Annotated in this window: 12 protein-coding genes and 1 pseudogene; 9 read left to right on the top strand and 4 right to left on the bottom strand. The window is 39.8% G+C overall.

The features are described from left to right. Positions 1–135 precede the first annotated feature (135 nt). The 7 genes from V7K36_RS10775 (at position 136) to V7K36_RS10745 (ending at position 8,359) form a co-directional block, all read left to right on the top strand. On the top strand, positions 136–264 hold the full coding sequence (locus tag V7K36_RS10775) for a hypothetical protein (RefSeq protein ID WP_335115575.1): 129 nt from the start codon (positions 136–138) through the stop codon (positions 262–264). 222 nt (positions 265–486) lie between these two features. Next, complete coding sequence (locus V7K36_RS10770; protein ID WP_335115573.1) at positions 487–1,143, top strand: class I SAM-dependent methyltransferase family protein; 657 nt, start codon at positions 487–489, stop codon at positions 1,141–1,143. A gap of 57 nt (positions 1,144–1,200) precedes the next feature. After that, positions 1,201–2,238 carry an NADP(H)-dependent aldo-keto reductase gene (locus tag V7K36_RS10765; RefSeq protein ID WP_335115571.1) on the top strand — a complete coding sequence of 346 codons (1,038 nt, stop codon included), beginning with the start codon at positions 1,201–1,203 and terminating at the stop codon, positions 2,236–2,238. 431 nt (positions 2,239–2,669) lie between these two features. After that, the gene (locus V7K36_RS10760; protein WP_334941012.1) at positions 2,670–3,335 is read left to right on the top strand and encodes a glutathione S-transferase family protein; all 666 of its coding nucleotides are present in this window, start codon (positions 2,670–2,672) and stop codon (positions 3,333–3,335) included. Positions 3,336–3,538: 203 nt separating this feature from the next. Next, entirely contained in the window at positions 3,539–4,636 is a 1,098-nt protein-coding gene (locus tag V7K36_RS10755; protein WP_335115569.1) for an aliphatic sulfonate ABC transporter substrate-binding protein, read from the top strand. 1,106 nt (positions 4,637–5,742) lie between these two features. Next, positions 5,743–7,254 carry an FAD-dependent oxidoreductase gene (locus tag V7K36_RS10750; protein WP_335115567.1) on the top strand — a complete coding sequence of 504 codons (1,512 nt, stop codon included), beginning with the start codon at positions 5,743–5,745 and terminating at the stop codon, positions 7,252–7,254. 139 nt (positions 7,255–7,393) lie between these two features. After that, the gene (locus tag V7K36_RS10745; RefSeq protein ID WP_335115565.1) at positions 7,394–8,359 is read left to right on the top strand and encodes an aldo/keto reductase; all 966 of its coding nucleotides are present in this window, start codon (positions 7,394–7,396) and stop codon (positions 8,357–8,359) included. Between the two features lie 473 nt (positions 8,360–8,832). On the opposite strand, the gene V7K36_RS10740 is transcribed toward V7K36_RS10745, so the two are convergent. The 4 genes from V7K36_RS10740 to V7K36_RS10725 form a co-directional block, all read right to left on the bottom strand. Then, positions 8,833–12,180 (bottom strand): transporter substrate-binding domain-containing protein, encoded by a 3,348-nt coding sequence (locus V7K36_RS10740; RefSeq protein ID WP_335115563.1) that lies wholly within the window; start codon positions 12,178–12,180, stop codon positions 8,833–8,835. Between the two features lie 93 nt (positions 12,181–12,273). Further along, positions 12,274–20,811 carry a LamG-like jellyroll fold domain-containing protein gene (locus V7K36_RS10735; protein WP_335115632.1) on the bottom strand — a complete coding sequence of 2,846 codons (8,538 nt, stop codon included), beginning with the start codon at positions 20,809–20,811 and terminating at the stop codon, positions 12,274–12,276. 6 nt (positions 20,812–20,817) lie between these two features. Beyond that, positions 20,818–22,290, bottom strand: a complete 1,473-nt coding sequence (locus V7K36_RS10730; RefSeq protein WP_335115561.1) for a hypothetical protein — start codon at positions 22,288–22,290, stop codon at positions 20,818–20,820. A 218-nt stretch (positions 22,291–22,508) separates the two neighbouring features. Beyond that, positions 22,509–23,864 (bottom strand): DUF4347 domain-containing protein, encoded by a 1,356-nt coding sequence (locus V7K36_RS10725; protein ID WP_335115559.1) that lies wholly within the window; start codon positions 23,862–23,864, stop codon positions 22,509–22,511. A gap of 869 nt (positions 23,865–24,733) precedes the next feature. Between V7K36_RS10725 and V7K36_RS34095 the strand changes: the two are divergent. Beyond that, positions 24,734–24,920 (top strand): annotated as a pseudogene (locus tag V7K36_RS34095) (ISH3 family transposase); the annotation flags it as partial. Further along, positions 24,896–25,411: an IS630 family transposase gene (locus V7K36_RS10720; RefSeq protein WP_335115630.1), complete on the top strand. Its 516-nt coding sequence runs from the start codon at positions 24,896–24,898 to the stop codon at positions 25,409–25,411. The pseudogene V7K36_RS34095 and the gene V7K36_RS10720, both read left to right, overlap by 25 nt. Positions 25,412–25,558: the final 147 nt, after the last annotated feature.

Below are 25,558 nucleotides of genomic sequence, written 5' to 3'. Positions count from 1 at the left end.
TGTGTCCGTTTCATTCCTTTTTAGTCATGGGTGTGGCAAATTTAATTGGCTCAAAGCTTTGTTAGCTTTCAAACGCTTCTTTGTTTGCTCTGACTGGATTATTAGTATGATTTTTTGCCAGTGGAGAACACTACGATGCAAGCAGATCCCAATTCTCATCAAGATCCCGAAATACCACAGGGTAGGCAATCCCGTAAAAATGTGGGCATAGGGAAGATAAAATTAATGCTTATGTTGAATGCGATCGCATCCCTGATGACTTGATGGACATTTAAGAGGCTAGTCTTAACAAGTAACTTAACAGCCTGAATATCTTTTATACGGAAGTTTTCCGTATAATCAGCCCCTGAAGAGTGTTTATACGGAATAAGACTTGATTTTAGATGAATTTCTATGATACTCTGCTTTTATCCATAAACTACAGTTAATCGATACGATAAACGTAGTTAAAAGTTCACAGTGTGCATCAAACGGGAATTACCCACTATGCCAAAAGATTGGTATGAATGGCACGACCTCTACAACACTGAGCCAAAGTTGCAGCAGCGTCTAGAAATCGTGCGTGAATATATTGCTTATAGCTTGAATGCGTCCCCAAATGGAGCTATTCGGATAGTGAGTGTTTGCGCGGGTGATGGACGAGATTTACTAGGAATTTTAAAAAATCACCCCCGTGCGAAAGATGTTTCTGCACGACTTGTTGAAATAAATTCAAATCTAGTTGAACGTGGACGAGCAACTATAGAATCTTTGGGTTTAGCCAGCCAAATTGAGTTTATCAATGGTGATGCAACTCTTGCCGCCAACTATGTAGGAGCAGTACCAGCAGATATTGTGATTGTGTGTGGTGTTTTTGGCAATCTTGCTGACGAAGCTGAACTCAATCGCTTACTAGATAACCTGAGTTTTTTGAGTAAACAAGGTGCTTTTATCATCTGGACTCGCGGACATTCTAATGGTATTACCTACTCTGAAACGGTGCGGAAAATTTTGCGTACATCTGGATTTGAGGAAGTGAACTTTAAACTTACGCCTACAAGAGATATGGGAGTGGGTCTTCATCGTTACCTTGGTGAAAACTTGGCTGTACCCAAAGAGCAACAGTTATTTGTGTTTTCTGGCATTGCTAGTAAAGCGAGGTAAAAAAAAGATTTTTACTGGTATGAGCTTGTCAATTTAATCAGAGAATTATCTGGGAATATGCAGTATAATAAACTAGGTAATAGTGACCTAAAAGTTTCAAAAATTTGCCTTGGTACTATGACTTATGGGCAGCAAAATACTATAGAAGAAGCCCATCAGCAGCTAAATTATGCAATTGACCAGGGAGTTAATTTTATTGACGCGGCTGAGATGTACCCAGTGCCAACCAGTGCTGAAACCTATGGACTAACCGAAACTTACATTGGAGAATGGTTAAAAAATCAACAGCGAGATCAATTAATAGTTGCTACTAAAATTGCTGGGCCAGGTAGAGGCTTTAAATGGGTGCGTGGTGGAGCCAAAGCAATTGACCGGAACAATATCAAACAAGCTGTAGATGATAGTCTCAAAAGATTGCAGACAGCCTATATTGATTTATATCAAATCCATTGGCCCGATCGCTATGTACCACGTTTTGGACAAACAGTGTTTGACCCGATCCAGGTAGGAGAAACAGTTCCTATTGCAGAACAACTGGAAGTTTTTGCTGATGTCATCAAAGCAGGAAAGATTCGCTATATCGGTTTGAGCAATGAAACCCCTTGGGGAGTTGTACAATTTAGTCATGCAGCTAAACAATTAGGATTACCTAAAGTTGTCTCCATTCAAAATGCCTACAATTTGCTCAATCGATTTTTTGATGGTGCTTTTGCAGAAGCAGTTTATTACGAAAATATCCCTTTACTAGCTTATAGTCCTTTGGGATTTGGCTTTTTGACTGGGAAATATCTGAACAGTAAAGCAGAGAAGGCAAGAGTTACTTTGTTTGAAAACTTTGGTCAGCGCTATTTAAAACCAAATGTTAGCAAAGCAGTAGCAGCTTATGTAGAAATTGCCAAACGCCATCAACTGAGTCCTGCACAATTGGCCTTAGCATTTGTGCAGAGTCGTTGGTTTGTTGCTAGTACGATTATTGGTGCCACCACACTAGAACAACTCAAAGAGAATTTGGAAAGCATCAATGTAGTTCTCAATAAAAATATTTTGGCAGAATTGGATGCAGTTCATACTCAATTTCCGAATCCAGCACCCTGAAAGTACTGAGTACTGAGTTTTTAAACCTAATAACTTGATGCGCCAGAAAAATAGGTTGAGTTAAGCGCAGCGCAACCCAACAAAGCAAGATAAATGTTGAATTTTGTTCCTCAACTAACCTACATTTAAGTCTAATTTTGGGTTTGAAAACAGTCCCTAGTACAGCACGGTGGAAGTAAGGAGACCATTAAAAGCTACGAAAATTCGTCAGTCTTCCGCGCCTTTCATTATGCACCTGAAGAAGTACCTTGGCTTTAGTACTCAACTATCCCAAAATTTTTGAATCAGGGTTGAGGTGGGGAATGGGTAGTGGGGAAAGAGTTTTATCCTGTTCTCCAATTTTCTGTTAGTCCGCGTAGGCGGACTTGGTTTGTATCGCTACGACTTCCACTCGTTCGGGTTTGATATTTTCATCAACAAGGAATATTAACATGGCTGAAATTAAGATATATAGTGCGCTCGTTTGCCCTTATGCTCACCGTTCACGCTTGGTACTGCAAGAAAAAGGCATCGACTTTGACCTGATTGAGATTAATTTGCAGAATAAGCCGGATGGATTTACAGATATTTCTCCTTATGGAAAAGTGCCTGCGATCGCACATAATAATCACCGAGTTTGGGAATCGGCAGTAATTAACGAATATCTGAATGAGGTATTTCCTAATCCGCCTCTTTTACCCAATAGTCCCATTGCTAAGGCACAGGCTCGTATCTGGATTGATTTTGCCAATACTAAATTTGTTCCAGCTTTTTCTGCTCTCCTGCGTAGTCCTGATATCCAACAGCAAGAAGCAGCCAAACAGGAACTATATAAACACCTGGAATTTATCGAGAATGAAGCTCTAGGGAAATTATCGGGCGAAGGACTTTACTGGTTTGGTGAATTTATTAGTCTGGTTGATTTCACCTTTTATCCCTGGTTTGAGCGATGGTCTGCACTGAAGCACTATCGAGGCTTTGCACTACCAGAAGAATTTACTCGTCTACGTCGCTGGAAACACGCTTTAAAACAACATGATTCAGTGGTGGCGATCGCCAATAACAAGGAATTCTACATTGAGCGATATGCTAGATTTGCTACTCCTGTTGCTGCCTAGCGCCGCTTTGCAACAGTAGAGACGTGCCACGGCATATCTCTACAAAAATCAAAAGGATTTTATTAATTCCTACTATTGCATGGGAGATTTCCTGACCTTTGGCTTTATGTTTCCCTAAGTTTTCACTGCCCAAAATCTTTATTTATTTACTTGACATAAATTTTTAATTTTGAACTATTTGATAGTAAAAAAAGAGTCAATTAATGCAAGATTTTCAAGACATATTTGAATCCGGGAAACGCCGACGCATCACTCGCCGTCACGCCTTATTTACTTTTGCCTATAGTCTACTATTGTCTACCACACTGTTTAGTTGCAGTCCTACGCAAAATAATACTCAGCAACAAGCAGATTCATCCATATCGAATGTAGCTAGTAGTGGTATTAGTGATAAAGTAATTAGAATTGTCCGTTCTAAGCAACTTACAGCCCTAGCCGTTTTGGAACAAAAAGGTATTTTAGCAGAACGATTGAAACCTCTAGGTTATAGGGTAGAATGGCCTGAATTTGCTGCCGGGCCTCAGCAACTTGAAGCCTTAAACACAGGCGCACTTGATATTGCCTCAACAGCTGAGTCACCTCCCATTTTTTCCCAAGCAGCAGGGGCATCTCTTGTATACTTGGCTGCTAATTCTTCTGATGGTAAAGCAGTTTCACTTTTAGTCCCTACTAACTCTAAGATTAAAAATATAAGTGATTTGAAAGGTAAAAAAATTGCTTTTCAAAAAGCATCTATCGGTCATTATCTCACAGTCAGAGCTTTAGAAAAAGAAGGGTTAAAACTTAGCGATATAGAGTCAGTTTCTCTACCACCTCCAGATGCAAATGTGGCATTTAGTCAAGGTAAAGTAGATGCTTGGTTTATCTGGGAACCATTTGTTACCAGAAATGTTCAAAATAAAACTGGGCGTGTTCTAATAGATGGTGGTAATGGTTTGCGAGACTCTAGCAACTTTTTCTCTACAAACCGCAAGTTCTACCAAGAAAATCCAGAAGTAATCAAAGTTTTTCTAGAAGAACTTCAAAAAGCCCAAAATTGGGCGAAGAATAACCCTAAACAAATTGCACAATTACTTGCTAAAACTACTCAACTTGATTCACCTACGTTAGAGGTAATGCACAGCAAGTATGATTTCACGCTTATACCAATTACTGAAAAAATCATCAAAAAACAACAGGAAGTTGCCGATAAATGGTATAGCCTGGGATTGATACCTAAAAAAGTAAATGTCAGAGATGGCTTTTTAACTCCAGAACAATATGCCAAAATTACTCCTCAAGAAGTGCTGGCGAAAAAATAGTATTTGGGTAGTAAGTAATTAAGGAAAGACGAGCAGATAAAGGAACAAGGGATAAAAGTAGCGAAGACACTGTTGGCGAAATATTTGTTTACATTAAAAAGCGGTAAAAATTAATCAATTTGGAGAAGTCCTGAGTGACTTCTTGCAGCAGTTTTGGCGCCAATCAAAAACTATCAACCATAAGTTTTATTTCTTGAATAAATCGATTAAGTGCTTTCTGTGCTATATATGATCCTGAACATAATTACAAACACCACATTCATGAACTCGAATATCGAGCGTCTTTTTGTGCTGATTTCCACATTTAGGACAGGTTTGAAAAGGTTTTACTTGGCGTGTTGGAACTATATCGAGTTCTTTTCTTAGCTGAAACTGAACAACAGTTACTTACACTGATGTTGGCATCGTTACTTTTCGGAAATGGTTAGATGAGTTTGCCGGTGGTAAACCTGCATGGCAGGGAGTAGCAGAAGCACCTTTTCAATAATTAAGTAATGAGCAATTATACGATATCTGGCACAGACATACAAAGCATTGCCCTAGTTGTCGGCAATCTCTAGTTTTGATAGATAAAGTCAAAAACTTTTGTCAAATTTTGACGGTAGTATTGACGATTTTAGCGTTGTTACTAATCGCAATTAATCTCCCTATAAATATAGTTATCATACCAGTTTTAGTTGGCTTATTAAGTTTAATTTGTGACTATAAATTAGATTCAATTCGAGAACACTTTCTTAGCAGTATTCCCAAAAAAGGTTTACCCGTGGTTGAATTATATGAAAATTAAGATTAAAATTTGGCATCACCCTGCCAGAACATGAGCGACACCAAATAGCCCAACCCAGGCATGGCTGTCTCCTCTATGCCCACAACCCCACATTGTCTGTGCTAATGTACCTGTGGTAGGATTGTGAGTGACTTTGATGCCGACTCACTCAGACAGGGTAAGCGCATCTATTTTTTAGCTAAAATTACATATCGAGCCGCTATAAATAATAACTATATTCAGAGACCAGGTATTATCTCTTAAAAATTATTTTGCTTGGGATCAAGTTGCTCAACAATGGAACGAGCAATTTATATTAGCAAACAGTTAGTCTAAATATATGCCAGAAATTGCCAATCTATTAACACAATCAATAGCACATCCGTTCACAGGTACAGCTATCAACAAAATCTACGATGTTCTCATAGTTGGTGCTGGTCCTGTTGGTTTAGCAACTGCTGTTGGTTTACGCAAACGTGGTATTGACAATATTCTTGTAGTAGATAAAACTCGTGACTTTCGTAGGGTTGGGCAGGTTGTGGATCTTCTGCCTAACGGATTAAAAGCTCTGAAATATGTAGATTCTAACGCTTACGAAGCAGTCAAAATAGCAAGTCTTACTTTCGTGAATTCCCAGCAGTCTGACGACAAAAAAACCACTGAGGTGATTGAGCAAAAATCTCCAAAAGCCTCACGAGAATGGGTTTATAAAAACTTTCAGGGACAAACACTTAGGTCAATTTCTCTGAGTTTTGATGTTTGGTTTAAAAAGTATGGTGAAGGTCAAGTTTCAATTTCTTGGTATGATTTGCAGACTGCCTTAAGACAACTACTTCCCGAAGAACAAGTTAAACCTAATCACCGTTGCATCAATCTTGTGGATGACCAAGAATTTGGATGCGTCCGTCTCGATTGCGTTTCTGATACTGATGTCGAAGCCAACCCCTATGCCTATTGGGCAGATGCACAAAAAAGTAATGATACACAGTCCGAAAATTTAGACAACATCCCTCAACCATCAGTCACAAAATCATTCCGAGCTAAATTAATTGTTGCCGCAGATGGTATTAACTCTACAGTTCGTAAGAGACTTTATGCTAATAGCTCTAACCAAGCTTTTGCAAACCCAGAATATTCTGGGTTTGCTGCAATATATTGTAGAGAAATACCCGATATCACAAAGGAACTGCGAGCGCATATTGAAGAGAAATTTTTTGCAGGCTCGCCAATTGTAACAGTTACTAACTCTGATCTATCGAGCGATAGCGAAACACTGCTGCCAAAGCCAAATCGCGCTCTTAGCGAATGTCCAAGAATGTTGTTAATTAATGGACAAAGCATGGGTTATCTAGTACATATACCTGTACCAGAGATAAGAGTGCAAGGGAAGTCTGGCAATCATTTGCTTGACTTAGCTTTACAAGAGTTAGAAAAGGCTGGTTTTCCCGATGCCCTAAAAGAATTAGTGCGGTTATCTCCAAAAGAAAATATGCTGCAACGTCCGTATTACATTCATCCTGCTGCTTTCAGTGAAAATATCCGACCCGCCTGGAGTGCAGGACGAGTTGTATTAGTCGGTGATGCCGCACATGGTATGCCTCCTTTTATGGCTCAAGGGGCTAATCAAGGATTTGAAGATGCAATGGTAATCACAACCTTAATTACTAATATTGCCAAAGAAAATAATTGGGATAACAAGCAAGCCATAGCAAATGCTTTCGATAAATATGAACGTCTTCGTCGCCCGTTTATGGAATATATTCAAGAGGCAACGTTAACACAATTTCCCCACTCTTCAAACCAAGCATGGCAGGAATATAATCAAAAAGTACACATCCGTAACTTTGAATGAGTAATTGCGGAATTATTCGTCATTGCGAACTCATATTTAATTACTTCTGTCAATGCGTAAGTACTAGCATACTGTATTTTTCATTTGAATTAGCCATAGTTGGCACAAGTAATTGTAAAGCTGTCTTCAGAGAAAACTCATGGTCATTACAGAAAGACGTAAACTTGGACGTTCAGGAATAGAAGTATCACCAATATCTTTTGGTGGCAACGTGTTTGGCTGGACAATTGATGAAAATACTTCATTTGATATTTTAGATCACTTTATAGCGGCTGGAGGTAATTTTATTGACACAGCTGATGTCTATTCTAAGTGGGTGAGAGGAAATATTGGTGGAGAGTCTGAGACAATTTTAGGAAAATGGCTCAAGCAGCGTGGTCATCGTGACCAAGTGGTGATTGCAACTAAGGTTGGCAATGATATGGATGTTAAAGGCAAAGGGCTTTCTCGCAAACACATCCAACAAGCGGTTGAAGACTCATTGCAAAGATTACAAACTGATTATATTGATCTATATCAATCGCATATCGACGATGAAAGTACTCCACTTGAAGAAACTCTTGAAACCTACGGAGAATTGATTCGTCAGGGAAAAGTACGTGCGATTGGTGCTTCAAACTATAGTGCAGAGCGTCTGCTACAGGCATTAGAAATCAGCCGTCAGCATAGCTATCCTCGGTACGAAAGCCTTCAGCCCCGTTATAACTTGTATGACCGAGATGGTTATGAACAGGATTTACAACAAATTTCCCAAGAACATGGAATTGGTGTAATTAGCTATTCTTCTCTGTGCAGTGGCTTTCTCTCTGGGAAATATCGCTCAGAAAAAGATTTGTCTATTAGTCTTCGTGGTAGTTCTGTAAAAAGATATTTAAATCCTCGTGGTTTAGGAATTCTAAAGGCAATTGATCAAGTAGCAAAGACTTATAATTCTACTCCTACACAAGTTTCTCTGGCGTGGCTCATTACTAATCCGACCATTACTGCTCCTATTGTTAGTGCAACAAAGGTTGAGCAGATCAACGATATCATCAAAGCTGTCAATATAAAGCTCGACCAAGATGCTATTGACCTTCTCAATCAAGCCAGCTCCTCAAACACCTAGTACCGCATTTTGATGGAATTTTTATTTCCTCTCTACGAGACGCTCAACGCGAAAGCTTGTAAAAGTTGAAGTTACGATGCCATGTTCAAAGGTTCTGGCAATTTGGCATCACTTGTCTGTGAATTGCCGTTTAAATGAGATATCAAGAGAACAGAACAGCCACAAATCGCCCTGTGTTCACCCAACGTTGTAGAATAACTCAGCAGCCAACCCACAGCGCTCGGTCATCGCTTCGCTACAACTGGCTAGTAATGTACTAGAAAACACATAGAAAATCCGCGTAGTTTACCGTGCAACAGCCGCGCTCAGTGACCATCGTAGGCATCGCCTTTGTCCAAAGTTCAAACATCCGCCCAAGTTGCAATCTAGCTCTCGTTTTGGCAATTAGGGCGGATAATGGAAAGGACTCAAGTACCGAACACATTACTAAATTGGGGAAGTGTGCCAGATTCTAGTCAAAGACAGTTCCCAACCTAAACTTTAGAAACCACTTGAAATTTTGCTTGAATTACCATATCGTTGAAGTCTCGATCGCCACCACCTGCAAGGTCTTCAAACCCCCAAGTGTTGTTTCCTAATAGGCGAACATGATCTACCCCATCACTATTAGCCCCAATGTAGTTAAAATACACTGGCACATCGTTCTTCATATCTTTATCAAGCATTTGATCCATAGTACCATTAGTAATAATGAAGGTAGCGAAGATCGAGCCACCTTGGAGAATATTGCTCATACCCTCGCTCTGTCTTTTGCAGCTCATTCCGTTAGATGACGCACTACGTAACGCTGCTTGTGTATAATCATTATCTCCAGGGTTGAGCAACTGACCCGTAAGGGGGTCTAAGACTGTACCCTGTTCGTTTTCTACTCGGTAAAAGCCGACTGTGTTATTATAAGCAGCTTCGCTTTTGACGATAGTGAATATAGCTTGGATTGATTGATCATTAAGCCCTGTGAGGTCAATTAACTCCCGCTCAACCTTCCCCTGTAGTTTACTACCAAGGGGTGGTGCAGTTTCCGTCAGACGAACATTCAGCGTCAGATCGGGGGCGGAATCACCAAGTTGGTCTTCAAAGGATAACTGAAATTGGTTGCTGCCTAAACCAGTGATCTGTAAAGCGTTATTAGTATTACCAAATAGGACTTTACCCTGAGCCGCAGGATTACGTAACACTTCATCAGTAGTACCGTTTTGAACTAAGTAGAACGACAGTAAGCTACCACTAAAGTGTTCTAAATTGCGTGTCGGGTTGGGTACAAACCCATCAGGAATGACTGAAAAGATGGTTTGACTACGGCTGAGAACTGCTTGTAAGTAACCAGGATCGCTGGGGAGTAATCCATTAACACGACCTTGGGTATCATCTACGACAAAGAGTGCAACTTCATGAATGTTACCTTTGCCAATATCTTTACTGGTTAGTGCTATCTCTAACTTAGCACTGCTGAAATTTCCATTAAAACGCAACAGGTTATTGCCTTCTTCGCTCTTGGTGAGGCTAAGAGTTGGAGGAGTCGGAGGAGTTGGGGGAACTGGGGGAAATTCGTTGATATCAGTAATAGAGATGGAGATTGAAGCACTACTTTTGACTTCATTCTCTAAAGCAGGGTCATCGACTTCGACAATAACATCTAACTGAGGATTAGTCTCGAAGTCAAGGACACTACCTGGTTTAATAAATAATTCTTTACCACGGATTTCAAATAAATCGATATCTGCACCTTTAAGACTGAGGTTTTCTTTCCCTAACCCGTCTTTATCAATTACAATATCAGCAACTTTAAATCCTTTACTGATAACAGTATTTTCAGCTAAGGAAGTAACAATATTTTTCAGTTTGACGGTAGCAGCAATGATTGGGATAACAGTAGCAGCAAACGGGGGAGAGTATTGTAGACCATAATCGGTATACAGTTCATTTTCATCACGGCCGAGAATGCTAATATCAAAGTTTCGTTCATATATTTCTCCGTAATTACCAACTGCCTTGATTAAATTAACAACAAAATCATTAGAAACTCCTAAACCTGTACCGATATTACTTCCAATACCTAAGAAAGTGCGAATTTCATCACTGGAGTCATTAGCAGGGTTGTTGTCAGTATTAATTGCTACTAAATTTTCAATGTTTTTGGAGCTAATTTCAAACTCTTCTGCCTGTACTAGACTGTATATTACCCATCTCACCAAGTCTCCCCATGCTGACTGATTTTCGTCGATAGCTAAGGCTAAAGGTTCCTTAGAAATCACATTATTAAGAAGTTTATGGTCGTCGGGATTTGATAGTGTGGGAATTAACCCTGCAATAAGAGTTTGGTCTGTAGAAATAGCATCGATTTCACCTCGGTTATAAGCGTCAACCATCTCTGCTTTTGTGTCAAAAATCAGAGGAATAAAACTACCACCAAACTCTGCTAAATAGTCTTGAATATTTTGTAAGCCGCTTGTAGAGCTAGTCAGACCAATTGTGCGACCGTTCAAATCGGAAATAAAGCTAATTCCACTATCTTTTCTGACGAGAAAATCTTGTCCGGTATAAAGATAAGTAGGACTAAAATCAACACCCTGTGCCGCATCTCGAACTAAGTTATTAGTGATACCCGCAGCGAAAATATCGATCGCACCATTAGCTACATCGTCAAAACCTTGCGAGAAATTTTGGACGACTATTTCTAGCTTGCTAGAATCGCCAAAAACTGCTGCTGCAACAGCTTTACCTAATTCAATATCAAAACCTTGCCATTCACCATTTAGCTGCTTTGCAAAACCGGGACTGTCACCAGTTACACCTAGTTTAACCTTTCCACGCTCCTTGATTTCTTGAAGGAGATTGCGATTATCGTTATTATTCAGCGTCAAGCTGTCTGGCAATGTACCAGCAAATGGAGGAGAATAAAGTAAACCATCATCTGTCCAAAGATAATTGCGATCGCGTTCTAAACTAGGAAAATTTCGGTTATAGATTTCGCCATAGTTACCAACCTGTTTAATAATGCTGGTGACAAAATCGTTCTTAAGTCCGAGTTTTTCGCCTAAATTGTCTTCTAAGCCAAGAAAACGATTTATTGCTGGATTGGTCTTATCAGCAAGAAATTTATTGATATTTTCTTTTGTAATCCCAAATTCTTCTGCTTGGATAGGTGCATAAGTCACCCATTTAACTACATCTGCCCATTCCGAGTCATTTTCAGGGATAGTAACAGCTAGAGGTTCTTTCGATATCTCCGTGTCAAGGATTTTGTTATTTTTCGGATCGCTTAACAACTGAAGACTACTATACAGAAGGGTGCCGTCTGAGGATGCTGCATCAATCTCTCCTTTCGCGTAAGCCTCAATTAATTGACCTGGTTCGTACTCGCGTAAGGTAAAATCAATACCTTGGGAATTGAAAAAACTAACAAGATTTTTACCAGCGTTTGTACCTTTAGTAGTACCAATGGTTAAGCCTTTTAAATCGAAGATATCATTAATATTGCGATCGCCTTTAACTAAAATCTGTTGGCTGGTGTAGAGATTGATGGGTGAGAAGTCAACTTTGAGATTAGTATCCCAAGTATTGCGAACAGTAGTAGGTGCAGCAATGACATCAACTTCACCATTTACCAAACTATTGGTGACTACATCAAAACCCTTAGAAAAATCGAGTGGAACAAACTCAACTTTATTCGCATCGCCAAATAAAGCCGCAGCTAAAGAGCGAGACCAATCAATATCAAATCCTGTATAGCTACCGTCTGTTGTTGCAACAGAAAAACCAGGGGCAAAACTGTTAATACCAACTTTAACAACACCATGCTGAATAACTTTATCTAATAACATAGGTTTTTTTGATTACTTTGATGATTGTTGGGTATCGAAGAAATATTTGGATAAGAAAAGAGGGTGAGAATTACCCACCCTCTTGGAACATAGTTAAACCAAAACAATTGAACTATTGATTGAGAAATTTGGAATCAACTTATTGTCATTTTCAATCGAGGTTAAGTTGATGTTGTTATAGGACAAGATCCCATTGCTGTATGTGAACAGATTTGTATCTGTGATTCCACCAAATCCTACTTTAGAGATATGAATCTTATCCTCTAGGATATTGAAATCGGTAATCCTGTCATAGCCATTATCTTGCGGTGATAATAATTTAAATATATCGGCACCAGCACCACCAGTTAGGATGTCATCAACAGCACCACCAGTTAGGATGTCATTGCCATTACCACCGATGAGAACATCATTACCGGAAGCACCTGTTAGGGTGTCATTGCCATCACCACCATTTAGCTCCTCACCACCATCACCACCTGTCAGGATGTCATTGCCATTACCACCATTGAGCTTATCTTTCCCAGCACCGCCATCAAGCGTGTCATCATCAACACCACCATCAAGTTTATCGTCACCATCTTCACCAGTTAGGATGTCGTTCCCAGCGTTACCTTCAAGCTGATCATTTCCCATACCACCATAAAGCGTGTCATTGCCGTTACCGCCTTTTAAGTCATCATCACCTTTTTCGCCTTTTAAGATATCGTTACCACCAGCACCATTAAAGGTATCGTTACTGCTAGAACCGTTAAAGGTATCATCATCCTCAGTTGCTTTCGGAGGAGCTATTGCTGCTTGACTACCTTCACTGACAGTATCGGGGAAAAGATCCTTCAAATCAAACTTAAAGATGGGGTATCTGCCTAACTCATCTTTATAGACGGTTTTCATGATTTCCAGACCCAAAACACTGATACCAACTTTGACTTCTATACCAAAGAAAGCATCTAATTTACCGGTGAGGTCAATAAATTCGGTTAAAATGCGACCGATATTGTTACCGTACTCGCCACTAAAGGCTTTAGAAAGTTTTTCACCAACTTCCGAGAAGTGTATCTTACCGTCATTAGTGCCATTTCTTTCACCAGCATCAACTATATCTAAACCAGCTGTGCCTTCTAAGCCACCGTAACCAGTGAGTTTGGCAATATAGGCATTGGCACTTAAGCTTAACTGTGCTTTGGCACTCAGGCTTAATTCATTGCTATCTTCGTCTGGCTGTAAAATACCGTCATTATTTATATCGATTCCATCGCGTAGGTAGAAGCCATCGAAAATTTTGTAAGTATCGGCGAGACTGAAGTCAGATTCTCCCCATTTTTGTAAACCACTAGTATCAAAACCCACAAATAGGTCGGTTTTTAGCCCAAAGTTGGCATCAAACTTGCCAGTCACCTCTAACCCCGGTGGAACATAACCTAACACCCTTTCACCAGTTGTGAAAGGAACTATAAGGTCAATATCGGGTACATCAAAGGTGAGTAAATTGACATCTTTCTCACCCATCAGGATGCGTAAAATCGTAATTGGCTTGAGTAAATCGAGGTTCAGTCCCGGCACACTATTTAAACTATCTAAAAGACTTCCTCCTTTAGTATTTTTTACTTGTTCTTTGGTGTCCGTGACTGGGGAATTAGGATTTAAGTCTGCTGGTAGTTGGCTCTGGGTCGTGCTATCGGTGGGAGCTTTACTTGCACCCTTAATATTTTTAAAATCATAACTCCCCAAATTAATAGTGATGTTCTCACCGTTTTCAAAGGCAGCAATTTTCTTTACTACCTCATCAACTTTAGTAAACAGGTCAACCAGCTTCTTCGCAGAGCTAATAGATTTTTGGAATTGTTCGTAAGTTAAGTTTGCCTGCTTTAATAAAGGTTCGATTAAACTTTTGAGGTCTGGGTCATTGGCAGCACCCGTGAAAAACTCAATTAAGCTCAATTTACCATCATTATTGCCTGTATATCCCTTGGCTTTATTTAGCTTGTCATATTCTGGGAGAATCTTAATTAGAAATCCTGTATCTGTATTGAGGACATCTATTACAGGTCTTAAGGGTTTAAACAGATCGTTGAGGGCGTTAAAGACTGGTTTGGCAAATTTAGTAATAAATGTGCCTAAATCAAGGGTAAGGTCGTTGAATGCAAGGGTAAACTTTTGTTCTTTTGCTTCTTCTTGATTGCCAAAGTTAAAGATGGGATAGTTGACAGCTAAATTAGTACCAATGGAGGGGAAAGCACCATCTCCACCGACACTAGCTTTCATCTGTAAGCCTAGATTTGCCTCACCGCCAAGGTTATAGTTAATCAGGTCTTTGAATTTGATAGTGGAGTCTGTTAACAGTTTGGTAATTTCCTTAACCGTTAAACGCTGACCATCATCGACTTTAACAAAAGTACCTTCTAATTTTGTGGTGTATGGTTTTAAGACTCCAGCATTTTTTAAAGTTTTTGTTGTACTGTCGTAAATTTTATCGACAATAGGTTGCTGTAATTTTTCAAAGTTTTGACCGATGCCATCATGATTGAGGTCAAAATACCAAGTTAATGCTCCGGCAGTTTGTTGAATCAGGCGATAGTCAGCATTATCTACACCATTACTATTACTGTCAAAGTAATAATAGGTGGTATTGGCATCTTTTACTTTTTTAACTAAGACGAACTGTGCGGAATCTTGGAGCAAATCGGAGGCATTGGTGAAGGGTTCGTAGGCATCTAATTGATTGTTAAGGTTGAAGTCAAAATAGCGAATCAACCCTTCTTTACGATATTCGCCTTGGCCGGGGTCGTTTGCTACTGGCTTGACATCAAAAGCACCATTTTTGTTTTTGTCAGCAACTTGATGTTTAGGGTTTTTGGAGTCATATTTTAAGATAAAGCTTCCGCTTGCGTCCTTAAACCCTGTACCGATAGGTTCCGAGGCATCGGCTTTACCATTACCGTTTACATCCAAGAAAACTTGTACTGGTTGCTCTTCAAAAGTGAGAACTTGAGCCTTTTGACCATTAACTGTTATCTCATTAGCGTCAAATTGGTTGTTATTGTTCTTGTCAAGTGCTTTATGAACGGGGTCTTGGGGGTTAAATATTAACTCTTTAACTGTAGTTTTCGGGTTCTTTGGATCGGCAACAGTTTTGACGTTTCCTGTGGGTTCGGTATAGGGTTCACCTTTATCCCACGCACCGTTACCATTAGTGTCGGTAAAGTCGAGATTACCGTTGCCATTAATATCTAAGAAGTTAATTTTCTTAGTTAAGTCATCAGACAGACTAGCCTTAAAGCTAATATCTAACTGACTATGATTTTTAGGGTCATTAGCGAAATCAAGCTGCATGAGCGAAAGATTTGCCTTCCCTTCTAAATTGCTATCTAGTTTTTTATTGCCATTTCTATCTAATTGTAGAATTGGGTCTTTGCTAATATCTGTGTCGATTGTTTTTTCAATTGTGCCGTTATTATTCTTATCCCAGTAAACTGTGCCGTCCTTATCGTCTTTTAAGAAGGTAAAGTTGCCGGATGATTGTAGTTTGTTGTAATAACGCTTCGGTTTTGCATCGGGATTATTTTTATCTACATTTGACTCAAAGTAGTATCCATCTTTGTCAGTTCCATAGACTCCTTCGCCTAAACTAACATTGAAAGCAGCATCAAATTTTGTCTTTTCTGTGTCAATGTAGAAGCCAAAATCGTTATGGAAACCGAAGCCAAGACCGAAGTCGTACTTAAAGGAAGCAGAGATATTTCCTTGGGTTTTTAAACCCAAAGCTGGTAAACCTAAGTCTGCATCAAGGGCAAAATCAAAGAGATTATAGGTATTTGATGCCTCAAATTGAACTTTGATGTCATCCTCGGTCATCTCAACTTTGACATCAACACCTGCAAAGGGTTTAATTTCTGAGTCGATGCCAAATTTTTTGAGGGAAATCTTAAAATTGTGCAGGGTATCTTCTAAGATTTTTTCAAGTTTACTGGTAGTCAGATTGTCTGTACCATCAATGGCTTTCGCTACTTCATCATCTAAGCCTTCGGTAATCGAAGGTACTTTACCATCTGCACTACCAATGATTGGTAGTTCTAAATTTTTCAGGATTTCGCTGCTACTCCTTAAACCTTCCTTAACACCTGCGATCGCTTCTGCTTTATCGATGAGGCGATCGATGATATTTATTTGTTGGTCGGTAACGGCAAAGTTCTTGTAGGTAGCATCTTCACTATCGACTTTGTATTTCAGGAAAGAGGTATGGAAGTCCCCGGCTTCGATAACTCCTTCGTCAACACCACTAACGGTAACGGTTTGTAATTTATACCAATTCTGAGGGGTAAAGGTGAGCAGATCGTTGAGAACTCGAGTTTGACCGTTCGGATCGGTGATAGTGATAGTTACATTCTTTGTCGGTTCGCTGAGGAGAGAGATTTGGAAAGTAGCGGTTTTTCCTTCAACGACAGTGGTATGGTCGCCAAATTCAATAATTCTCACTCCTGGTTGGTCGTCATCCACAATACCTAAGATCGCTTCGGTTTTTTCACCGCCTAATTGATAACCTTCGCCCGGTAGGAGTCTAATTTGAACAGTTTCGTCTGTTAATTTAGTTTGAGAACCTTGGTTAATAGCATTAGCTTTTTGGGGATCGATTAAGACTTTAACTTGACCTGCAACTTGACCTTTAACCTGACCTGTAGTGTCTTGCAATGTGGCATTGTCTGCAATTGTTGCGACTACACCACCACCAAAATTTAACTCTGTACCTTTGATAATTGCGAGGTTTGGGTTGGTACTTTGCGAGTCAAGCGTTTGTAAACCGAGGGTTAATTCTTTTTGGTCAACGGTTGACCCGACACCAAAACCAGCGAGGTCATTGTTAGCTGTTGGGCTTAATACTCCATTGTTATTTTGGTAGTATTTGAGCGTGCCATCAGTGCTACCAACAGTTACATCTAAGTCACCGTCTTTATCTAAATCTGCAAAGCCAAGTTGACCGTTGAGATTGTTAAACGGATTAGCAATATCAATTTGCTCAATGTATTTTGTTACATTCCCTTCTAGGGTTGCTTTGTAATATTTAGTACTACCGTTGCCTGCGGTAACGACTAAATCTGTTAAACCATTTAGGTCAAAATCAACTAAAATAGGGGTACTGTTATTACCGAGATTGATACCGTTGAAGAGATTATTATTGTCAATTTGTTCGGTAAATTGAGGTTGTTTATTTGAGCCTGTATTGCGGTAATATCTGAGAACGCCACCAGTTGTACCTATAACTACATCAGCTAAACCATCTTTGTTTAGATCGGCTATTGCGATCGCACCATCAGGGACAGTAACCGCATTAAAAGGATTAGCAGTGCCGTCTTTTTGAATAAATAAAGGACTATTCTCAGTACCAGTATTTTGGTAGTAGTTAATAGTACCATTTCCACCAATGGCTAAAGCATCCAAAAGTCCATCATTATTCAAATCGCCGAAAGCAATACCAGCATTTTTCCCAACATTAAAGCCATTCAAGGGATTAGTATTACCAATTTGACGCAATAAGGCAAAACTACCACCAGTAATCTTATAGTCAACATTCTCAGTGGCGCTACCACTAACTACGCCGTATTTAACTATAATATCTTCTGGCGCAGCTCGATCCAAGTTAACGGTTAGTTTGAGTGGGTTGCCATCTTCTTTTAATACAGAATTACTGATAGAAAAACTCGCTTGCAAACTCGTATTGTTGACAGTGGTGAAGTCAAGATTAATTTCTTGTCCCAAGTCTTTTTTAATATCTGCTTCGGTTTGTAATTCTAACTTTTGAACCGAGTCTTTAATTTCTTGCTGGCGTTTCTCCTTAGTTAAATTGGGGTCATTTAACTCTTGGACACTGATGAAGTTACTATCGTTATCGCAGTTCTCAATTTCGATCAGACTGATGTCAGTACTTTCATAGCTGGGGTCTTTACTGGTAGTCTTAACAGCAAATTTGTAGCTAAAATCACCATCGATAACTTGATCGTCAACACCAGTAACAGTAACTTTTTGATATTGATTCCAGTTATCCTTAGTAAATTGCAGCGAAGGGGTACTAAATTTACTTTCGGCAACGTTAATACCGTCGAAAGTAATTGTCACATCATCTAGAGGTTGGCTATCCAAGCGCACTGCAAAAGTTGCATTATTTCCACTCTCAGAAGTCGTTAAAGGACTGAGAGAGGTAGCAATAACTTCCTGCGATACACCATTTTCCTCAATTAGGGTGTTGATATTAACAATCTTAATCCTGGCTTTGTCATTGTCTTCGATATCGATGTTCGTAGACTTGTACGTATTATCAAGGATGTAGCCATTACGCTGGGACAAATTAATGGTTATCGATTCTTTTTGTTCGTCAAGATTATCATCAATAACATTAAAGCTGATTACCCCCTTTTTCTCACCAGGGGCAATTTGAATCTTGCCTATATCGTTACCCAGTAACTGATAATCTTGCGATCGCTCTGCCGAACCACTAATGTTGTAATATATATTCAATCCATTTTCTGGTGCAGGGTCGCTCAACTCGACCAAAAATTGTCCGTTTTGAGCGATACCTTCGCTAACGGTTTTATCAATGGGAGTAATCCGCATTAGGGGGATAATCTCTTTGTCTCTGGGGTCGCCCTCAGTTACTTGGAAAAGAGGTGGTTGAAGGGTATTAGAGAAGGGAATTTCTCTTGTTTGATTATTGTAGTTAGCATCAGAGCTAGTGAAGGTAGCAGTAACCTTGCCATCAACAGCAACTCCAGTCAAGTAAAGAGCTTGCGGTTTGTCCCAGTCACTAGGCTGAATAGTAATTTGTTTTTGAGATAGCTGACCAGTAGAAGTAGCGAAATTAACTGTAACAGGAGCAGTCGGTTGAGTGCTGAGTTGAACATTATAGGTGAAAATAGAACCAGCAGAATTAATGCCATTTAGTTGCAAATCCGCTATTTGTAATTCCTTCGCACCGGCGTTTTTAGTTACTTCCAAGCGATAGATATTATAAGCTTTTGTGTTGTCAAACTTGTAAGTTTTTGTTAGAAAACGCGATGCAAATGTTTCTGCTGTAACCTTGTGTAGTTCAACAAAATTAATACCATCATTCGACCCTAATAAACGCCAATCTTGCGGGTCTCTTTGCGAAGAATCATTGGCGGAAGTGATGGCATATTGATTAACTACCTGAGCTTTTCCATTATTTAATTGATATTGAAGCCAACCTTGGTTATCAAAACTCAGCCATTTGGTGTTCGATTGATTATCGAAAGCTTTCTCTTGTTGCTCTTCTATGGGAGACGGAATAAAAGTAGATTTAGAGGTTATTTTTCCAGGTAAATCGGTGAAATTATTAAGTTGTAACTCCGCTATTTGGAGTTCCTTACCACCGGCGTTTTTAGTTACGTCTAAGCGGTAGTATTTATAAGCTGTTGTGTTGTTAAAGTTGTAGCCCTTCGTTGATAAACGCGATGCAAATATTTCTGCTGTAACCTTATGTAGTTCAACAAAATTAATACCATCATTTGACCCTAAGAAACGCCAATCTTGCGGGTCTCTTTCGGAAAAATCATTGGCGGAAGTGATGGCATATTGATTAACTACCTGAGCTTGTCCATTATTTAATTGATATTGAAGCCAACCTTGGTTATTAAAAGTCAACCATTTAGTGGTTGATTGATTATCAAAAGCTTTCTCTTTCTCTTCCCCTTTGGGAGATTTAGAGTCAGAGGTTGTGACTGTACCGGGGAATAAATCGTCTACAGCGATAACCGATTTTCTTGACAGTGGATTATTTTGATTAACAACACGGTTAAACTGGTCTTTAATGACGATACTTGGTAGATAGGCACTATTATCCTTAATAACGATAGTTGCAGATTGATTGGTATTATAAACTCGATAGTTACTGTTGTTGGGTACACCAACTACACCTTTGCTATTATCAGCATTTTGACCATCAAAGTTATAAGGAATTAGGGTAATCTGAATCTGCTCGTCCCCTTCTTTAATGGCATCAGGTAGAGCAGTAAAATAAATTTTACCTGCTTCCTCTTTATCAGGGATAATAATTGCGTTAAAAGGCTGTTCGCCAATACTGCGACGTACCTGAGAACCGAAATAGTCAGTTCCTTGGGTAGCATTACCAGAGAGGTTATATCTTAACCACAGTCCAATGGGATTATCAACAGGTTTATCGAGGTTGACCTCGACATAACCGATTTGTGGCAGAGGATTATAGATATAGTCATTGCCTGTGGAATTTTGCAATGTACCATTATTTTTGTTGATGCTACTATCAAGGGCATTATTATTAAATTGCCAGTAACCAACTAATCCTTTTTCATTACCTTTTAACGGTTCAATGAGATTTTGTTGGATTTCTTCATAGGTACGGGCAACATTCCACACACGTACTTCGTCGATTTGTCCTTGAAAGTTCTTGTCAAATTGACCGTCACCTTTACCAATGGTTAGTTGTTGAGTTTGATAGGGTTTTAGACCTTTAAATTGAGTCGTTGTATAAACTAAGTTACCGTTGGCATAGAGCCTGTATTCATTACCATTAAAGCTAGCGGCAACGTGATTCCACTGGTTAGGGTTGAGGACATTTTCTACTGTAAACTCATTCCAATTTATACCATCTCAAAAGCCAGCAAGAATACTAGTTCCTTTAGATACCCAGATACTTGGATAGCGTTGCGCTACATTTGCTGATGGTTGATAACCCAAGATATTAAATTTATCATTAGCATTGATAGTTGGTAAAATCCAGGCTTCTTGGGTAAATTGTCCAGTTTGACTCAAATCAAAGCTGTTATTTGCCGGAATATCGACATAGTTACTCCCGGTCAATTTTAAGGTGGATTCGAGGTTAACAAGAGTACTTCCATCGCCAAAACCTTCACTTAAGTTAGTTACTTTACCGAGAGAAATAGTTGGTTCGTTGTCCTCGATATTAACGCTAAGTGAAGCTTTGCTATTATCTACACCGTAGCCATCGTCTTGTTTGTTAGCGACATTATCTTTCAGACCAATGGTGATTTGTTCCTTCAGACTATCTTCGTAGAGGGTGTCATTAACTACCTCAGCAATAACAGTTAGATAATATTTTCCACTGTTATCTATTTGCAACTGAGCCGGGTCAATATTAATAAAATCTCCATTGACATCTTTTGAGAAATCTTTTTGCTCCTTTTGGTTGTTTGGATTGTAGCGGTAATATAACTTATAGTCGGAACCTGGCTTTGTATCGGCAATAGTTCCTCTTGTTGCTTTACCAGATTCAACTGTATCGATTCCTGACAATTGCAAATACAGGTTGAACCCTTGCGGTGGCTTTTGGTCGAATACGACTTTAAATTGTCCGTCTTGCTTGCCCTCTATGGGGTCTTGTAGTTTTTCAATGCTGATGAGGGGTTCGTTGTCTTTAATTGTGTATGTTAGTTGTTCTTTAGCAGCATCAACTTCGTAGCTATTCCCAGGATTGAGTTTAATAATTACAGTCTCATTGGGATCGTAAACTTTATCATCTACTGCGGTCAAGCCATTGCTAACTGTTTTCGTCCATTTACCATTTTCCGAAGCCCAACCTTGCTCGTCTGTAGTTACCGAGACAAGAGTATAATCTGCTGAACTAGCTGTACCACCTTGAGCTTGGAAGTTTAAGGTGGTGCTTTGTACTGGTTTGCGATCGGCAATCAGTTTGATTGTACCTGTAGCACCCCCTTCAATTGGATCGACTGGATTGACACCTTTCTCGACTCCAATTCGAGTATCGTTGTCTTCAATTGTAAGGATGGCAGTGCTTGGATTATATCTTCTGTATTGACCAGGTAAAAGTTTTAGAGTGAACTGTTCTGTTGCCGTTTCATAGATGGCATCATCTACAACAGGAATATCAAAAGTTTGCCCAGTGCTAGTTAGACGAACTCTAAAACTATTATCTGGAGTGAAATCAACTTCTTCTGTTGCACCACTTGTGCTACTGACATAGTAGTAAACATCAACTCCACCGTTTGGGATAGTACCACCAGTAACATCGAGCCTAAATATAGCTTTTTTGTCTTTTTCAGAGGCACTTATAGAAGTGATTTGAATGGTAGGTAGATTATTCACTTTGCTAGTCGGATTGCTGTGCTCGCTATCAATATAAGCAGCATTTAGTCCGTTTTGGTTGTTAAAATAATTGAGTCGGTTGTTGGAGAATTGAGCAGCGATCGCCTGTCCTAAAGCTTGACCGTCATTTCCACCTACACCTGCTGTAACACTATTACTCGTAAAGTTGCTGTTTAAAACGGTAAGGTTAGCTTCTTGACGAACGAAAATTGCACCACCTAAGCCGGCGCCACCACCCCCGGGTCCGCCAGGAAAGCTACCTTTATTACCATCATTGTACGGAGGGGTAGCTCCTTGATTACCACTTCCACCAAAAGCTGCGCTAGATCCACCATTACCACCCTGACCATCTTCACCAGCATCAAAAAAATCGTAATCATTACCGCCGCCGCCGCCACCGCCGCCGCCAGCTCCAAAACCACCAGCACCGCCAGCACCACCATCACCATAATCATCGCCGCCACCGCCGCCACCGCCAGCACCACCACCAGCACCGAAGTCACCCGAACCGCCAACACCACCTCTACCACCGCCGCTAGAGCCAGCATTACCAGGAGCAGCACCATTGAAGGCAAAACTGGCGTTACCGTTAAATCTGTCTCCATAACCACCTTGACTACCACTTTGCGCATCAGCACCACCAGCACCAGCAGTCCCATCGGACCTTCCACCGACTGCGCTGTTACCGTCAAAGGTGACGTTATTAATGGCGACATTACCCTTATTAACAAATATTGCACCCCCACTAAGCCACCGCCACCACCATTAGTTGCATCGCCTCCTTTAGCCTTACCACCCTTAAACGTAACCCCTTCAAAACCAACATTCGCACCATTAACAGCGATAATCTGATATTGATTTTTTCCATCAATAGTGATGTTGTTATTACCAGTAATAAAAATGTCATTACCAGCATTCAAAGTAGGTAGGGAACTATTGAGGGAAATTGTCCCAGAAACTCCCGTTAAATCAATTACATCTAAACCAGCACTATTTCCTGCATCAAGAATTGCCTGTCTTAACGAATTTGTCCCATCATTATTCGTATTCATAACTTGAAAGATTTTCAGCACACCAGCGTAATTGTTACGCACTTCTTCGGCTAAAGCAGATTGAGCTTCAATTTCTCCGGTTGCTACTTCTAATTGCCAATCTCCGCCTAAATTAGTACTACCTGTTAAGTCAGTTGAAGCTGCAATATCTGCACCAGTTAAATTACTCAACTGCTGGACAAACTCTAAGCCGACTTCGCCTTCAGCAACGTTACACCCATAAAGAAGAATATCACCATTATCAGTCAGGGCTTGTCCCCACTGCTGTAATTGGTGAGAATATGCCTGTAAATTAACGTGATTGAGTATGTTTGTTCCTATTTCTAAAGTGCCAGCGTCGCCGTGAGAAATAATATGAATACTATCTATATTTTTGCGCCCAGCTAAGACGCGAGTAATCTGCTCGATTCCATCTGATTCGGGATTAAGAACAACTACTTCTGAATTGACACTAATATTATCAATCAGGCTTTGGTAGTTAAGTACATTGCCATCGATAAAAATAATTTTTGTGTCAGGCATATTTGTAATCTCCAGTGATTTTTGGGATTTTTCGGAAACAGATTATTGAAATAAATGTTTCGCTATATCAATAGGAAAATTTTGATAAATCCAGCCTTTGAAAAAATCGGGTTTAACTGACCGAATATACAGCTTTCTCAAAGGTGGGTAATGCTCACCCTACGGTTATCGATGAAGGCAGTTCTTGCAGAGGGCAGTTCAAGAGTGAGGAATACTGCCCTCTGCCTCCGACTGCGACCAAACTCTTCTTGGGTTTAAGACCCCTACTGAACGAAAGTTCAGTGGCTTCAATTCAGGAGGGGTCGAATCCTATAAGTGAATTGCCCCTTCAGCATAGCTGCCTCCTGCCTCCTGCCTCCTTCAATAAATTGAATTTTTCACAGCAGTTTTCTGGTAAAGCTCTGCACAGGCTATCTCAAGAGCGTAAGACTTTTCGTAAATAGACTACATCTTAGGGGTACAGCATTGCTGTACCCCAATGCATGGTTATGGTTCAAATACACGAAAAACGCTGTATCAGAATTAGAGGAGTCAAGAAAAGCATCAATTACATTTATACAGAAAATGCGCTTTAAGTTGTATTCTTTAAAACAGTTTCAAGCTAACTTAAAAACCTTTAATTTAGACATTAGCTCGAAATAATCTAACAAACGAGTAACTTGCTTACGTTATCATATACTTTCTAAATCACAATTAAATGTTTAACAATAGTAAATATACGCAAAAAACCAAAAAGCGTAACATAAATATATTTACATAAAGCTAAAGTTGCATAAATTACTTGCATTGTACTTACTAATGAGAATACTCTGAAAAGTTTCAAAAGATAAAATGATGAGAGTATTGTGTAGTATATTGGCTGAGGAAATTTGACTATTTCATCAGAAGAACTGGCTTTAACAGACTCAGAACTCCTGAATAAGGTTAGAAAATTTTTCCATTGAAACTCAAGGAGTATGTAACCAACAAACTTTATTTGAGATTCTCATAAAGGCAGCCAGTAGTGCAGACAGTATTCAAAATACAGCCAAATTATTGAAAAACGTTCCCACAGCCCAATACCTCTGCCAATTTACGAGGGTTCAACGCCGGTTAGGACAAGGAAAGCAACTGCGTTACTTCTGCGGAGCCGGAGACGCTCCGCCTCCGGTCAAGATGAGACTAGACTACGGCTGAAAATGCAAACCGGACGAGTGATTACGGCTCGTGGCGTTAAACCTATAGTCAGTGTAGAATGGCCAAGAGAGGCATTCTGGCTCTATGGAGTAGTTGAACCATTGACAGGATGGCATTTTTGTCACGAATATCCTCATCTCGACGGTGAGAATTTTCAGAAATTCCTTGATGCCCTATCCCAAGAACTACGTGATTATATGGCATTGATCCAAATGGATCAAGCATCCACACATCAAGCTTTGGCGCTGTCTTGGCCTGAAAATCTCATCCCGATCTTTCAACCTGTTCATAGCCCTCAACTTAATCCAATTGAACGATTATGGCAGTTTATTAAACACCAGTTCAAGGGTGAGAATTTCTCTAATTTATAGGAACTGCGCCAACGGGTTGAACATGAGTTAGCTCAAATGTCTTCTCTCGTAATCTCCTCTTTGACAAGTTATGATTTTATCCTCGAAGCTCTATTCTATGAAGATTTATTCTATGCATCTTCATAGAGAATTGGTATTACCCTATAG

The sequence above is a fragment of the Nostoc sp. genome (assembly GCF_036919555.1).
Taxonomy (GTDB): Bacteria; Cyanobacteriota; Cyanobacteriia; order Cyanobacteriales; family Nostocaceae; genus Nostoc.
The sequence above is the reverse complement of the archived record's forward strand: the minus strand, read 5'-3'. Positions and strand labels throughout refer to the sequence as shown.

Bases quoted from the DNA above. Each gene is read 5' to 3' on its own strand.
- V7K36_RS10775 (WP_335115575.1), top strand. From the start codon at position 136: ATGCAAGCAGATCCCAATTCTCATCAAGATCCCGAAATACCACAGGGT.
- V7K36_RS10770 (WP_335115573.1), top strand. From the start codon at position 487: ATGCCAAAAGATTGGTATGAATGGCACGACCTCTACAACACTGAGCCA.
- V7K36_RS10765 (WP_335115571.1), top strand. From the start codon at position 1,201: ATGCAGTATAATAAACTAGGTAATAGTGACCTAAAAGTTTCAAAAATT.
- V7K36_RS10760 (WP_334941012.1), top strand. From the start codon at position 2,670: ATGGCTGAAATTAAGATATATAGTGCGCTCGTTTGCCCTTATGCTCAC.
- V7K36_RS10755 (WP_335115569.1), top strand. From the start codon at position 3,539: ATGCAAGATTTTCAAGACATATTTGAATCCGGGAAACGCCGACGCATC.
- V7K36_RS10750 (WP_335115567.1), top strand. From the start codon at position 5,743: ATGCCAGAAATTGCCAATCTATTAACACAATCAATAGCACATCCGTTC.
- V7K36_RS10745 (WP_335115565.1), top strand. From the start codon at position 7,394: ATGGTCATTACAGAAAGACGTAAACTTGGACGTTCAGGAATAGAAGTA.
- V7K36_RS10740 (WP_335115563.1), bottom strand. From the start codon at position 12,180: ATGTTATTAGATAAAGTTATTCAGCATGGTGTTGTTAAAGTTGGTATT.
- V7K36_RS10725 (WP_335115559.1), bottom strand. From the start codon at position 23,864: ATGCCTGACACAAAAATTATTTTTATCGATGGCAATGTACTTAACTAC.